Origin of the sequence: Lentilactobacillus otakiensis DSM 19908 = JCM 15040 (assembly GCF_001434145.1) — a bacterium.
Classification (GTDB): domain Bacteria; phylum Bacillota; class Bacilli; order Lactobacillales; family Lactobacillaceae; genus Lentilactobacillus; species Lentilactobacillus otakiensis.
The window spans coordinates 25,321-39,254 of sequence record NZ_AZED01000003.1; the positions used below are offsets into that span (position 1 = coordinate 25,321).

A 13,934-nucleotide genomic window follows, 5' to 3' on the forward strand; every position below is an offset into this window, starting at 1 on the left:
ATATCTGGAGATGATTTGGGTGGGTTCGCTTACTTAACATAAGTGTAATACTTAATATTCGTGTAATGTTAATTAATTCACGAATGAGATACAATTGGGGATGTAGTACAAATTCACCAAAGGGGAAATGCACATGAGAATTCATATTAAGGAATCAGTCGTTGTTTCGATGGCTGCACTCGGATTCTTTGCTGCAGTTGGGATATCGCAATCCGCAACTGCCTCGGCAAAGTCACGGGTAAGAGTTACTTCGAACGTCAAGTTACGGACGGACGCTTCATCAAGAAACGTTGCCTTCACTGGGAAGGCTGCGCTGTGGACCAAGGCTTCTTCACTGAAGAGTGCTAAGAAAGTTGCCACAACGCTCACGTTGAAGGATCTTGCCAAATCTACCAGATCCGCCAAAAATGTCCGTGCATATCGAGTTGCCCGAACTAACCGCGGTAAGGTTTATTACAAGGTTGTTACCTTCGATGGTAAGGACCGCGGTTGGATTTACGGTGGCAAGAGTAGATCTAACTTTGCCGGTGGTTTGAAATCTTATCAAACCTTTCAGCAAGGGTCACTTTCAAATGATATGACGACTGGAACTTTCCAGTTTGCTAATCCAGGAACTGCTAATGACAACCAAACGGTTACATACAAGCAGCCAGCTTGGACACAATATAAGATTGGTCGTCAGGTAACTGACTCGACGCCATACGCAAATGTGACCTACAAGATTGACCAAACCGGAACCAGAACGCGTGAAGGCGATCAATGGGTTCACATCTATGCGATTAATAATGGTAACTCCGGTGCTGATGGCTGGATTTTATATTCCGGCTTGAAGGCCGCAACGAATGTTAACTCACCAATTGCTGACAACGCTGTTCGCATTAATTTAGTTGATTCAGCTACTGGTGCTTCAATTACCTCCGTTGATTACGCCAAGAATGGCGCTACCAAAGGTGCCACATTAGGTTCCAACGTCAACGGTACTTGGAAGTTGGATTCAAATGATTCTAGTGCTATCCAATCACAGATTGCTTCAGCACTTTCATCACGCGGATACACCGGCTTTACCTTGACTCAAGGCCAAATGGCAGCGATTGCTCAAGGGACTTTTGGATCAAGTGTCACCATCTCAGTTGTTAAACCAACTATTAATAAGGCCGTTCGGATTGTCTTAACTGACCCAAGCGGTAATGTGATCAATTACGTTGATTACACAAATGCTAACGCTGTGAATGGTCAACCTCTTGGAACCCAGAATGGTTCAACTTGGACATTGGCCGCAGCTGATTCATCTGCCATTCAGGCAAAATTAGTTGATGCTTTGAAAGGTACTGGTTTTGCATTAAGTGCCAACAACACATTGACGACGGACCAACAAGCATTAATTGCGCAAACTACATTCGGTAACCAAGTTTCCATTAAGACGGTTGCTGTAAATCCAATTAAGGATAATCAGGTTCAGTTGTCGTTTGTTGATCAATCTGGAAACCCTGTTGGTTCAACCACATTGACGAAAGCTACTGCTGATAAGACTGCTTTAGATACGATTAAAGCTGCCAGCAAAGGTGATCCAACTTCGACCAACTCTGATACTTTAAAGGCAGCCTATGATACATTATTGGCAGCTGCTGGTATTAAGGGATACTACACTACTGACCTCACCGCTGATCAACTTAAGGCCAATTTGGCTGCGTTGAATAAGGCTGCTTATGGTCAAAGTGTTAAGTTGATTGTTGCTAAGATTCCAGTGAAGGCCTTGGCTTCAAAATTTAGTTTCTTTGACCAAGCTTGGGAAATTATTACTACCAAGGATGAACCCGTTAACTATTTTGAAAATTCAAACGGCAAACGCGACAGTGATACAAACTTTAGTAAAGCATTAGTTGCAGATTCAAATCTTAATGGGTATGCAGGTGACGTTGTTTCTGTTGCTAAATTTAATCAGGCATTAAAAGATCAAGGATTGGCTACGATTTATTATGCGGCACAAGATGATAAGCCTCCTTACCTGTTTGGTGGAACTCATTTTGGGGCTGATGATTTAAATGGTACGTCTGGTTCGATATTTAATTCTAAGTGGCAAGGCAAGAACGTTTGGGTTTATAAGATGACAATTACAGCCAAAGAAAATGACAAAGGCGTTGCAATTGGTACGACTCCACTATTTGATAAGGATGGTAATGTCACGATTGGCACTACTGGTAAAGACATTACGTTAAGAAGCAGCAGTAGTGATGGGCATAAAATTAACCTAGATGCCAAAAACTATGCTGTTAGTTCACTACAGGAATTGTATAATAATGCTACTGCAAAGTAGGTTTAATACGAATTGATTAGGTAAGTACCCGACACATTGTTTGTTGTTGGGTACTTTTTTCGATTTGTGGTTAGATTGTATTCAAAGGAATGTACAAGATAACACCATCCTGAGTCTGAAACACGGTATAAGCCTCATGCTTCGGGCAAATATCCCCAGGGATCGGCAATATCAGCTCCCCATCATTATTGATCAATTTAACTGTCATCACTCATTCTCCAATCTTTAAACTAGATTTGTTCGGGTTATATCATGTAAGATCATGAAAATTGGTACGATTTGTCCGCAAACATTGGACCGCATCACTGTTTACGAACGACCTTACCAAATACATGGAACTTGTACCGTACACATAATATAAATACGAACGACAACCCCGGTTTTATTTAAAAGATTCAGCGGATGTAAAGATTTGATAAACTATCCACATTTTGGCTGTGGATAACTCTGTGGACAATCCACAAGGTTCTGTTATCCATTGGTAGAATAACGTTGAATAGTTATCCCCCGAAATCGCGAAGTTATCCACAGAAATTGTGGATAACTTTTTTTGTCATTAAAAAGGGGTTTGTTCGTCGTAACAAAGACTGATATAATAGGGTTTGCGGTGAAAGATTGCGAACACATGTTGTCCACAGTTCTGTGGATAACATTTTTGAGGCTTGACAATTTTTAAAATAATGCGGGTCATCAAAAAATTGATTAGGTGCATAAACCTGTGGATAACTCTGTGGACAACTTGTTCATAAGCACCGTTTTTTACACAGGATCATCAAACTTTTGGAGGAAATTACATAGTGAATATCAAATTGGTCGTTGTTGGTAAACTCAAGGAAAAGTATTTTAAGCAGGGGATTGCGGAATACGCAAAGCGATTGTCGCGTTTTTGCAAGTTTCAGATTGTGGAAGTTCCCGATGAGAAGGCACCCGAATCTCTCAGCCAAGCTGAAATGGATGAGGTGATGGATAAAGAGGGTGCGCGAATCCTGGACAAAATAAAGGATCGCGAGTACGTGTATGCACTCGCAATCCTAGGTAAGGAGCGATCTTCAGAAGAGTTCGCGAAGGAGATTGCGGACTTGACCACTTATGGTCATTCCGATATTACCTTCGTGATTGGTGGTTCGCTGGGGCTGTCGAAGCACGTTCTCGATCGTGCCGATACCCAGATTTCATTTGGCAGATTCACCTTACCCCACCAGTTGATGAGATTGGTGTTGAGCGAGCAGATCTACCGGGCATTTATGATTAATGAGGGGAGTCCGTATCATAAATGAGGCTGTCTAACTAAACTTTGATGATTTTGTACATTGCGTGGTCCGTATTATGAAAGTAAATTTCAAACGCCTTTCTTTTACACCCCCATCTCCGACCAGATATAATGAGGTCGTAAGCGTTTTATGCAAGAAAGGGAGGCTTTTTCATGACAGATCGTTTAAAGGATAAAGTAGCCATTATTACTGGTGCCGGTTCAGGAATGGGCGCCGCAATGGCCAAGTTGTTTACCGCTGAAGGTGCAAGCGTTGTTGCTGCAGATTTGAACAAGGATCGGGTTGATGAAGTCGTTGCTGATATTGCCAAAGATGGTGGCAAGGCTGTTGCCATTAAGACGGATGTTTCCGAGGAAGACGATATTCAGGCAATGTTCAAGCTCGCCAATGATGAGTTTGGCAAACTTGATATTGTCGTTAATAATGCCGGAATCATGGACAACATGGCGCCAGTTGGCAATTTGACCGATGAGATGTGGAAGAAAGTCTTTGCGGTCAACACAGACAGCGTGATGTATTCAACTCGTGCCGCAATCAAAGAATTCTTGCCGAAGAAGCAAGGAGTCATTTTGAACATTGCTTCCGTTGGTGGAACAAATGGTGGCCGTGCCGGAGTCGCCTACACAGCTTCCAAGCATGCGGTTGTTGGTTTGACCAAGAACACCGCCTATATGTACCAAAATGATGGGATCCGAGTTAATGCGATCGCTCCTGGTGGGATCAAGACCAACATTGCTGAATCAATGGGTAAAAACGTTGATAAATTTGGCTTTGAGCGTCAATCCCAAGGGATGGGTGCCTCACCTGAACCCGGAACCGCAGAAGAAATCGCAAACACTGCCCTGTTCTTGGTTTCCGATGAAGCCCGTTATGTAAATGGTGCTGTATTGCCGGTAGATGGCGGTTGGACAGCTTATTAAAATTGATTTTGTTTGAAACCGTGGACTTGTTCCGCGGTTTTTTGTCAAGAAAATTCAATTAAGAAACGTAGACCCACCGTTGGTTAATCAGTTGGTTCAGGTTAAGTAGTGGTCATTTCCATGATTCAGTGCTAGTATTTTTGCAACAACAAATTTACGAGGAGTGATCGCCATGGGCAAACATTATACAATTGGAATTCCCGCTGAAATCAGAGTTATTAAAAACTTGGATCGCAACACTGTCAACAACGACGAAGTTGCCGGCGTCATCAAACACGGCGGCATCCCCGTCCTCATCCCAACACGAAATCCAGAATTAATGGCACAATATGTGGATGTGATCGACGGTTTATTACTGCCAGGTGGACCGGACGTTGCCCCGAAGTTTTATGGGGAGGAACCGGTACCTAATTTAGGCGACACCGATGCGTTTTTGGACGCCAGTGAAATTGAACTGGTCAAACTGGCAGTCGCCAAGCACAAACCGATTTTTGGTATTTGTCGTGGGGTTCAGGTGTTAAACGTTGCCCTTGGCGGCACGCTTTACCAAGACCTATACAGTCAGCGCAATCGGCCAACTCTCCAGCACTACCAGAAAGCGCCGATGCCACAAGGTACCCACACGATTTCTGTGACGCCGGATTCTTACCTGGCCAAAATCATCGGGCGTGATGACACGACTTTGGTTAACAGCCATCATCATGAGGCGGTCAAGGCAGTTTCTTCTCAGCTCAACATTTCTGCGCTTGCCAAAGACGGTGTGATTGAAGGCGTTGAAAGCAAGGAGGATGACTTGATTATCGGTGTTCAATGGCATCCTGAAGCCATGTTCCGGACCGACGAGAAGCAAGATGCATTATTTGCGGATTTTATGGCAAGGGTGGAAAAATTTGCGACGGCTAACGCTGAAGCAGACCTTTCCTCAAATTAAAGCAAATTAAAAAGGATCCGTTACAATTTGGATTGACCAAGTTGTGGCGAATCCTATTTTGTTAGTGGTCGTCACGATCATCATCTTCGTGGAGGCCGATGTAGTGGCCATCAAGGTAGCCACTGTCGTAATTGTCATCACGCCGGGGTTCATCCGGATCCTCAATCCAAATTCGTTTGGGATGCTTTCTGCGGTACCGGATGTGGAGGATAATCCAAATGACAATAAGGGCGAAAATGATTCGAAAAGTCAAATCGTCCCACGACATTCCAGGATTGATTTGCTCAGAATTTGAAAAATGTTTTTCAATGTGTCCAGCAATAACGTTAACAGTTTGCATTGTATTTGAACCTGAGACTTCATTAAAATTTATCTGTTTGGTTAGGATGTAGTTTCGAATGTCGCCAATTGATTGAGTTACTGAGTATGATAATAATGGCATAACATGATACTTAAGATTTGGATCAACAATAATCATATTTACTTGGTATTGGATAGTTTGTCTGGTTGGCCAATTTTCATCCTCATCATATTTGATGAATTTGTGAGTGAAGTAGCTTCCATCCCCGCTAGCATCATCATTTAAACTGTTTAATGAAAATCCAGAGTCTTCAATGGACTCATAATCTGGATAATCACCCTCAATTTTTTTAGCAGGCACATTCGACGTGACCACCCATAATTGCTGCGGATTTTTGGCTTTCATCAAAGTACGGTTAATTTGTTTAATTTCATTAATCTGGTCATGGTTGAGTAGATGCAATTCATCAGAAATTACCGGTCGAACTTTTGGCGCAGCGTGGACTGGTTGGATACCAACAAAGACAAATAATAGCGTGAACAGTAGCGTATATATGGCGTGATGATGATGCGAGCCCATTGAAATTCCCCCTCGTGCATTTGATACGGTGAGTATATCATCATTATTTTGCAAGGTGTTGAATGAAAGCGGTTAATTGTGTTTGGAGGGGCGAAGTGCTTTAAAATCAAGCTTTGGAAAGGTAAGATTGTTGGTAGAACTTATTAGGTTAGAGGAGGTAACACCGTGCAACTAACCACTGCGAAAAATTATTTATTGTTAACCGAGAGAATCGGCAAGAAGCCCATGCTGCGGACGCGATTTACTGCTCAGGCTTATTTTGTCTTGGCAGCTTTGTTTGATTTGGTGGATCAAGGCATTCTGGGAATTGGGGATGCCATTTCAGTAAAAGACGAGCAAAAATTTGCCGAGTTACCGGACTACTTTGGTGTTTTCAAGTCAGAGCTGATTGATGAAATCAAACAGGGGCATGACCTGCAGAAGCAGTTGGAGATTATCACCAGCTGGGACATTGCCAACCAGATTTATGACGGTGTTGGCGCGGAGTTGCTGGCTGATGGTTTGGTGGAAAAAAAGTCGGTTAAAACAAATTTGGATACGCATATTATCTATCTGCCAAAGGATGCCGCCCGCAAGCAGGTTCGAGATTATTTGCAAAAGCAGATTGGCGCCGCAAAGATCAGCCAAGATGCCATTAGTTTAGTGATGATTTTAGAAGAGCTGGACGCCTTGAAATGGGTATTCACCGACAAAGATGAACTCGCGAGTTTGACCGCAGAATTCCATCAGAAGGTTGATGGGGATGCATTTTACACAAAAGAAAAAGCCCTGGCCAAATTGGCGCAGGACATTATTACCAAGAAGAAGTTTTGGTTTGATTCTTGGTTGAGTTGAGAAAATTTTGTTTGGAATTGTGAGATCAGATTGTTATCTGATCTTTTTTACGATTTGTTACTTTGAGATTAAATGAATCGGTATCCTCGAGGAATGTAATAGTGTTTGACTTTGGAATGGAACATGGCAATTGTACCGTCTTGAATTAAGGCGGTATGATAGTGGCCGTTTACCTTAGCCTTGCCGAAGTGATAAGAATCGGTGGCAGCAACATGACCAGTCAGCTGAAACGTCACTATTGTATGCCGATGACTTCGCCCGTAAACAACTGATAATTTACGACCTTTTAAGCTGTATCCTTGGCCTTCACTTGAGTATCGATATGAATGTCGGGTCACATGAATTTTCTCCCAAAATCCATAATCCTTGCTATAACCGTACCAAGTTCCCCGCATCGCCCGTGGCGTCGTGTGCGTGATCATGGCATTTGCTTGGTGTGGTGCGAAAAACAACATTCCAAATCCCAATGAAATTAACGCTAATCCTAGTTTAAAGTTCTTCATGAGTCATACTCCCTTCAAATATTTACGATTTAATTATAGCCTTTTCATCTCGACTGGGATGCGAAGATTTTACGTACATTTTCTGAACTGGCAGTATAATTAATGTGTAAGAACACCGATAGGGAGGATTTTATGATGAAAGTAAAGGCCATTGCAACGACTGCAACACTTTTGATAGGCTTAGGGATCGGCTTAGTTTCTACAAGTTCATCTGCCAACGCTGCTACTTGGCATCGGGGGACACCAAAGGCACTCCGTGGTAATTGGCGAGATAGTACTCACAAGGTCTGGTTCCACATTCGGAAATCTGAGATTGATATGTATAATTCATACACGCCGGGGGGTAAATTTGGTCAGGGATATAACCGGTTGAAGTACAAGTATGTCGGTCATCATACATACAAATTCAAGATGTTTGATATGAAGTATCAGCACTACACAACGGATACTTGGCGGTATGTGACTCATAATCGGTTGTATCATGGTGGGATGTTTTATAGGTATTAATTAAAGTGGCGAAACCATATCATTCTGGTTTTGACTTCTTGATTATATGTGTTCGTCAATCCCTACCATGCATGTTATAATAATGACAGAAAAAGAGAAGCTCTGGGTTAACAGAGCTTCTCCTTGCAGAGCCGCATAAGACGGTGACATATGAACAGGTTATAAAATAACCGCTAGCTGGTCAGAGCTAAGGCGGCTATTTTTTTTGCTGATTTTTAATCAACTCAACAACTAAGACAATCAGGTTAATGATCAACAGACCAGTCCCAATTGCTAGTTGTAAAGCGTCCGAAATGGACACTTAGGCTACTCCTTTCATTAGGATTTGTGAGCTTTATCGGTTTAACACCATAAGCACCACCCCTTTTTCAGGAAATAGCCACCGCCTTAACTTCTCTACGAAATATAATTATACTAGAAAAGGCAAACTATGTGAATAGGGTGAGCACAAGGATAATCAGAAAATTATTGATTTATTCAAAAGAAGTAATATTTTCATTTCTCAATAACCACATAGTTATTTCCCCACGATAGCGGTATTATTAAATCATATCCAATAAACTACTGAGGGGAGTTCTTTAGCCATGATCGCGCGACACACTAATAGTAAGCTGATCCGCCCGATTTTACTTGTCATTTCGGTTATATTTGGCATGTTGATGTTGATCAAGCCCACATTCGCAGACTACGACATAACACCGGTAATTGACGATCAGTTGGGAATTCTTAGCGAGAGCCAAAAGCAGGCGATTACTGATGCTAACGAGCAACTGGCTTCCAAGCCTAATAAGCAGCAGATTTGGTTTATTTCGACTGATATGAAAAATGATGATCTCAATAATGGCGATTATTATATGGATTGGGACTCCTTAAAAGAACTGGGGTTCAACTTTGCCAATCTGCAGCAGGAAGGCGTGGGTTTGCACGATGCTTTGGTTAGCAAGTACACTCATACTTCATACTCATCGGATGATTATGAAAGTGTCCAGAAAAATAATGACGCGACAAACAAGGTCAATATTATCTTTGTCGATCCCAATTACAAATACTCGGTGCTGCCATTATTGTCCTCGATCGGGGAAATTGCAGATGGAACGCTCCACAGCTTTTTTCTGACGCATCAATTCAATTACACGGATACCAGTGCGGATAACGTTATGAGCTCATTTAACCACCTGTACCATTTCACGAATAAATATGTTGCCATAAAAGATGTCGAACCTGGGTTGGATTTTTCGCAGATGACGGCCATCGTTATTCTGGCGATCATTCTCTTGGGAATCTTCCTGTGGTTGCGTCATCGGCACAATTATCATGGTCCCAAACACACGAGTTTCTGGGACAGTGATGGTGACTCCAGCTACGACAATGGCTTTATTGATGGCTGGAATTATGGGGATAATGATGATAACGATACGTTTAAATATTGAGAATTTTTAATTATACATCCGTAATCAAGGTGCAGCTTCTACTAGTTGAATAGTGTGAGCTGTACCTTTTCTTGTGATACTGTTAAAAAACATTTGTAAACCATAAATGCAAAAGTCGTGATATAATATAAATGAATACATCGTGAATACATTGGAGGGATAAGTTATGAAAGTCAGAGAACAAGGCAATTCGCTTGTGGTCACCGTCCCTAAAAAGTTTGGTATTAAGTCCGGTACCGAAGTGATTGCCGTAAAAGGAAAAGATGGTTCATTTACTTACATTCCCAAGATGAAAAATCCGTTTACAGATGAAAATGTTCATTTTGAACACAACAGTGAAGAATTTGACGACCATACTACAGGACGGGAAGAAATATGACAGAATTTGAGTACTCATATCATGGTTATACCCCTGAACAGGCTGATTTAATATGGGCAACTTTTGATCCACAAGAAGGTAGGGAAATTCAAAAGAGACGACCAGCATTAGTCGTGAGCTCAACTGAATACAATAAAAAAACTGGCTTCATTCAAATTTGTCCGATTACAAGTACAATCCGAAATCGCCCAGGTTTTTTTGATGTGCATGAGAAGAATGGAATCAATGGCCAAGTGAATGCCATTCAGATGAGATCAATTGATTTTCTTTCACCAAAGCGAAATATCGAAAAAATTGGCGAGCTACGCATGGATGTTTTTGGGGAAATTGCTCAATTTATTGTGTATATTTTTAATTTTGATAATATGATCGAATCAGGAGAGTAACTTATTTTTAGGATGTTAATAAGGCGTGATCTGGTTAGTAACTACCGAAGGATTGATGACTTAGTCTATTGATCATTTGTTGATAGTCCAGCTTGCCTATTTGGAGGATAATATTATGTCATCAAATTCACTGATTATTAAACTAGTTGATAAGCGACATTTACATCAATTCCTGAAGGTTGGAGAATTACATTTTGGAACAACTGTTCAATATCAAGAAATTGAGAATAGTGGCAAAAACTCTGGAATTGGAGATCGACTAGAAGGGGACTACGATCCGTTCATCAATACCAAAGGAATATTCAAAAATACTGTGAATTTTCCAAAAAAGCTTCATTTCTTTCGACCAGCAAATATATTTTGCACAACTCAATTAAGGCCGGGTATAGAAACTAACGAGTTTATTAAACCCGAAGTGATTAAAGGACTTTATGAGTCATTGATGTCGGATACTAATTACCCCAAACAAATTGTACTATTCAAAGATTATAATGTTATTCACAGTCGAATTTTGAAGAAACTGGAGAAAATAGTTGCTGAGTCTGGATCTGAACACTTGGAAGGGCCAGTGGTTTATAGCGATGTTCGAGCTATTGATGCAGAGTTGTTGGCCCAAAAAGTAAATCCTGGTGAGCCTCGGATGAAATCGGCAATATCAACAGTTAACTTAGTTAAAGATCGGAAATTTGAGATTGAGAAAGAATATCGTTACGTTTTTTTCCCATCAGAAGGAATGAAACGACGACTTCAAAAACATAACAATAATTTGTATATCGGAAACCTAGAAGATCAAGCAGTTTTGATCGACTCTTTGGCTGAACTTCAGAATTCTGTTCAGATCACTTTTAGTTAGAAATAGCAGTGAAATGATGCTATTGATGTCATGACAAATGTGTTGCAATATTGGGAAATATATTTGTTTAATTTTGTAGTTGATGACATAAGTTTTAAGATATCTTGATGTAAAATCGGTTATTAACCACACAAGTATTTCACAAGAAAGGTTGGATAACATGGTAGTCAGCATTTTCGACAGCATCCCCATGAAGCAGCTCGATAAAGATGGCGTGAAGTTCGACGTCTTGGGCGCGATCGACAAAATTCAAATCAGTGAGGGTAAGCCGCCGTTCTTATACATGATTGATACATTTGAAATTAATGGTTATCGCAACGGCGGATATGAATTTTTTGCCGTTTTGAAAAATGGATATTCGAAGGACGATCTTTCTAGTCAGTTCTCGAAGAATGCTCATGAGAACGATTGATATGCTTCACAAATTAAGGGCCCATAATTACTGTTATCCCAGCAATTATGGGCCTATTCCTTGCTCATCCACAAACACCAAAATACCAAGCCCCTTTCGTTGCATTTCACAAGGAACCTGCGATAATAAAGTTGCTTCGAACTGTAACCGTTTACATTTATCCTGAGGGGGAGTAATTTATGGCAATTCGAAAGGTGACTGTTGCAGGTAGTGGGGTCTTGGGCAGTCAGATTGCATTTCAGAGTGCGTTTAAAGGTTTTGATGTGACTGTTTACGATATTAGCCAAGAAGCCGTTGACAAAGCAGAGGAGCGAATCAAGGGACTTCGACATGCTTATCGTCACGACATCGCCGCTACGGACGAGGAATTTAATGCTGGAATTTCAAGATTGCAATTCACCGATGATCTTGCAGGTGCTGTTAAAGATGCAGATTTGGTCATCGAGGCGATTCCTGAGAATCCAGATATCAAGCATGATTTCTACAAGAAACTCAGCAAGCTGGCACCAAGCAACGCGATTTTTACCAGTAATTCATCAACGTTGGTACCCAGCATGTTTGCGGCGGATACTGGTCGGCCAAAACAATTTCTGAATATGCATTTCTCGAACCAGGTTTGGCTGAACAATACTGCTGAAATCATGGGTTCACCTGAAACCGATCCGGCTATCTATCAAGAAATCGTTGAGTATGCCCGCCATATTGGCATGGTACCAATTCAGCTCAAGAAGGAACAACCCGGATACATTCTGAACTCATTATTGATGCCATTAAACGCTGCGGCAGGAATGCTCTGGCTGAAAGGTATCGCAGATCCCAAGATGATTGACCGTACCTGGATGGCTGCTACCGGTGCACCATGGGGACCATTCGGTATTTTGGATGCAGTTGGGATTCGGACCGCCTACAACATCACGAATGCGAGCGCTCAGAAAAATCCAGCTTTACAGCCACTTGCCGATGCATTTAAGAAGATGATGGATGAAGGCAAGCTTGGTGTTGAGTCGGGCGAAGGATTCTATAAATATCCAGATCCTGAGTATAAAGACAAGAAGTTTATGGAAATTTAGATCGGTCGTTTATGAAAGGACCAAATAATCATGACAAAAGTATTAGCAGTTCTCTATCCAGATCCTAAAGATGGTTTCCCACCAAAGTATGTGAGAGATGACGTTCCTAAGATTACGCACTACCCAGACGGCTCAACCGTTCCAACTCCTGAAGCGATTGACTTCACTCCGGGCGAGTTACTCGGCAGTGTTTCCGGTGGCCTGGGACTCAAGAAATTTCTTGAATCCAAAGGTGTGGAGTTCGTTGTGACCTCGGACAAGGAAGGCCCCGACTCTGTATTTGAAAAGGAACTTCCAACCGCCGATGTTGTCATTTCCCAACCATTCTGGCCTGCTTATTTGACCAAGGATTTACTGGATAAGGCCAAGAATCTGAAATTAGCCATCACCGCTGGAATCGGTTCCGATCACGTTGATTTGAACGCAGCCAACGAGCACAACGTCACCGTCGCCGAGATCACATACAGCAACAGTGTTAGTGTGGCCGAGGCTGAAGTCATGCAGCTGCTGGCGTTAGTCCGGAACTTTATTCCCGCACATGACATCATCAAAGAAGGTGGCTGGAACATCGCTGACGCCGCTTCCCGAGCCTATGACATCGAAGGGATGACGGTTGGTGTCATTGGTGCGGGCCGAATTGGCCGTGCCGTCCTCGAGCGATTGAAACCGTTTGACGTTAAATTAGTCTATAACCAACGTCATCAATTGCCAGACGAAGTTGAAAATGAGTTGGGATTAACCTACTATCCTGACGTTCACGACATGGTGAAAGTCGTTGATGCGGTTGTCTTGGCAGCACCTCTTCATGCTCAAACATACCATCTGTTCAACGATGAAGTGCTTGCTACGATGAAACGTGGCGCCTACATCGTCAACAACAGTCGTGGTGAAGAAGTCGATCGAGACGCGATTGTTCGTGCATTGGAATCCGGCCAGATCGGTGGTTACTCTGGGGATGTTTGGTACCCACAGCCAGCACCTGCTGACCATCCATGGCGAACCATGCCTCACGAAGCCATGACCCCACATATGTCCGGAACCACGCTGTCCGCGCAAGCCCGATACGCAGCTGGAACTCGTGAAATCTTGGAGGACTTCCTCGAAGACAAACCAATCCGGCCTGAGTATCTGATTGCCCAAGGCGGTAGTTTGGCCGGTACCGGTGCCAAATCTTACACCGTTAAGAAAGGTGAGGAGACACCAGGGAGTGGAGAAGCTGAAAAGTAAACGAATTTAAATAAATA

17 protein-coding genes are annotated in these 13,934 nt (G+C 42.2%); 13 read left to right on the top strand and 4 right to left on the bottom strand.

Annotated features, from left to right (window positions below; genetic code table 11):
* The first annotated feature begins 133 nt into the window (after positions 1 to 133).
* Entirely contained in the window at positions 134 to 2,314 is a 2,181-nt protein-coding gene (locus tag FD05_RS00510; protein ID WP_020281459.1) for a hypothetical protein, read from the top strand.
* A 70-nt stretch (positions 2,315 to 2,384) separates the two neighbouring features.
* Here FD05_RS00510 and FD05_RS11595 read toward each other — a convergent pair whose 3' ends face one another.
* Positions 2,385 to 2,522 carry a hypothetical protein gene (locus FD05_RS11595; RefSeq protein ID WP_020281460.1) on the bottom strand — a complete coding sequence of 46 codons (138 nt, stop codon included), beginning with the start codon at positions 2,520 to 2,522 and terminating at the stop codon, positions 2,385 to 2,387.
* A 589-nt stretch (positions 2,523 to 3,111) separates the two neighbouring features.
* On the opposite strand from FD05_RS11595, the gene rlmH reads away from it, so the two are divergent.
* The 3 genes from rlmH to FD05_RS00525 all read left to right on the top strand — a co-directional run bounded on the left by rlmH (position 3,112) and on the right by FD05_RS00525 (position 5,436).
* Positions 3,112 to 3,591 (top strand): 23S rRNA (pseudouridine(1915)-N(3))-methyltransferase RlmH, encoded by a 480-nt coding sequence (gene rlmH / locus FD05_RS00515; protein ID WP_020281461.1) that lies wholly within the window; start codon positions 3,112 to 3,114, stop codon positions 3,589 to 3,591.
* Positions 3,592 to 3,737: 146 nt separating this feature from the next.
* Complete coding sequence (locus FD05_RS00520; protein ID WP_020281462.1) at positions 3,738 to 4,505, top strand: glucose 1-dehydrogenase; 768 nt, start codon at positions 3,738 to 3,740, stop codon at positions 4,503 to 4,505.
* A gap of 172 nt (positions 4,506 to 4,677) precedes the next feature.
* Positions 4,678 to 5,436, top strand: a complete 759-nt coding sequence (locus FD05_RS00525; RefSeq protein WP_020281463.1) for a gamma-glutamyl-gamma-aminobutyrate hydrolase family protein — start codon at positions 4,678 to 4,680, stop codon at positions 5,434 to 5,436.
* Between the two features lie 61 nt (positions 5,437 to 5,497).
* On the opposite strand, the gene FD05_RS00530 is transcribed toward FD05_RS00525, so the two are convergent.
* On the bottom strand, positions 5,498 to 6,316 hold the full coding sequence (locus FD05_RS00530) for a hypothetical protein (RefSeq protein WP_020281464.1): 819 nt from the start codon (positions 6,314 to 6,316) through the stop codon (positions 5,498 to 5,500).
* Between the two features lie 165 nt (positions 6,317 to 6,481).
* On the opposite strand from FD05_RS00530, the gene FD05_RS00535 reads away from it, so the two are divergent.
* Positions 6,482 to 7,150 carry a hypothetical protein gene (locus tag FD05_RS00535; RefSeq protein ID WP_020281465.1) on the top strand — a complete coding sequence of 223 codons (669 nt, stop codon included), beginning with the start codon at positions 6,482 to 6,484 and terminating at the stop codon, positions 7,148 to 7,150.
* Between the two features lie 68 nt (positions 7,151 to 7,218).
* Here the strand turns inward: FD05_RS00535 and FD05_RS00540 are convergent, their stop codons facing one another.
* Positions 7,219 to 7,653: a hypothetical protein gene (locus FD05_RS00540; RefSeq protein ID WP_020281466.1), complete on the bottom strand. Its 435-nt coding sequence runs from the start codon at positions 7,651 to 7,653 to the stop codon at positions 7,219 to 7,221.
* 132 nt (positions 7,654 to 7,785) lie between these two features.
* Here FD05_RS00540 and FD05_RS00545 point away from each other — a divergent pair, with 132 nt between their 5' ends.
* Positions 7,786 to 8,160 (top strand): hypothetical protein, encoded by a 375-nt coding sequence (locus tag FD05_RS00545; protein ID WP_152436181.1) that lies wholly within the window; start codon positions 7,786 to 7,788, stop codon positions 8,158 to 8,160.
* Positions 8,161 to 8,356: 196 nt separating this feature from the next.
* On the opposite strand, the gene FD05_RS00550 is transcribed toward FD05_RS00545, so the two are convergent.
* Complete coding sequence (locus FD05_RS00550; protein ID WP_039933032.1) at positions 8,357 to 8,461, bottom strand: putative holin-like toxin; 105 nt, start codon at positions 8,459 to 8,461, stop codon at positions 8,357 to 8,359.
* A gap of 283 nt (positions 8,462 to 8,744) precedes the next feature.
* Between FD05_RS00550 and FD05_RS00555 the strand changes: the two genes are divergently transcribed.
* From FD05_RS00555 to FD05_RS00585, 7 genes are all read left to right on the top strand, one after another.
* Positions 8,745 to 9,590 (top strand): hypothetical protein, encoded by an 846-nt coding sequence (locus FD05_RS00555; RefSeq protein ID WP_039933033.1) that lies wholly within the window; start codon positions 8,745 to 8,747, stop codon positions 9,588 to 9,590.
* Positions 9,591 to 9,756: 166 nt separating this feature from the next.
* Positions 9,757 to 9,969 (top strand): type II toxin-antitoxin system PemI/MazE family antitoxin, encoded by a 213-nt coding sequence (mazE, locus tag FD05_RS00560; RefSeq protein WP_020281469.1) that lies wholly within the window; start codon positions 9,757 to 9,759, stop codon positions 9,967 to 9,969.
* Positions 9,966 to 10,355 (top strand): type II toxin-antitoxin system PemK/MazF family toxin, encoded by a 390-nt coding sequence (locus FD05_RS00565; protein ID WP_020281470.1) that lies wholly within the window; start codon positions 9,966 to 9,968, stop codon positions 10,353 to 10,355. Before mazE ends, FD05_RS00565 begins: the two co-directional genes overlap by 4 nt.
* A 115-nt stretch (positions 10,356 to 10,470) precedes the next feature.
* Complete coding sequence (locus tag FD05_RS00570) at positions 10,471 to 11,208, top strand: hypothetical protein (protein ID WP_020281471.1); 738 nt, start codon at positions 10,471 to 10,473, stop codon at positions 11,206 to 11,208.
* A 160-nt stretch (positions 11,209 to 11,368) separates the two neighbouring features.
* Positions 11,369 to 11,620: a hypothetical protein gene (locus FD05_RS00575; RefSeq protein ID WP_223602641.1), complete on the top strand. Its 252-nt coding sequence runs from the start codon at positions 11,369 to 11,371 to the stop codon at positions 11,618 to 11,620.
* Between the two features lie 179 nt (positions 11,621 to 11,799).
* Positions 11,800 to 12,690: a 3-hydroxyacyl-CoA dehydrogenase gene (locus tag FD05_RS00580; protein ID WP_020281473.1), complete on the top strand. Its 891-nt coding sequence runs from the start codon at positions 11,800 to 11,802 to the stop codon at positions 12,688 to 12,690.
* 30 nt (positions 12,691 to 12,720) lie between these two features.
* Positions 12,721 to 13,917 carry an NAD-dependent formate dehydrogenase gene (locus tag FD05_RS00585; RefSeq protein WP_020281474.1) on the top strand — a complete coding sequence of 399 codons (1,197 nt, stop codon included), beginning with the start codon at positions 12,721 to 12,723 and terminating at the stop codon, positions 13,915 to 13,917.
* The last annotated feature ends 17 nt before the right edge of the window (positions 13,918 to 13,934 follow it).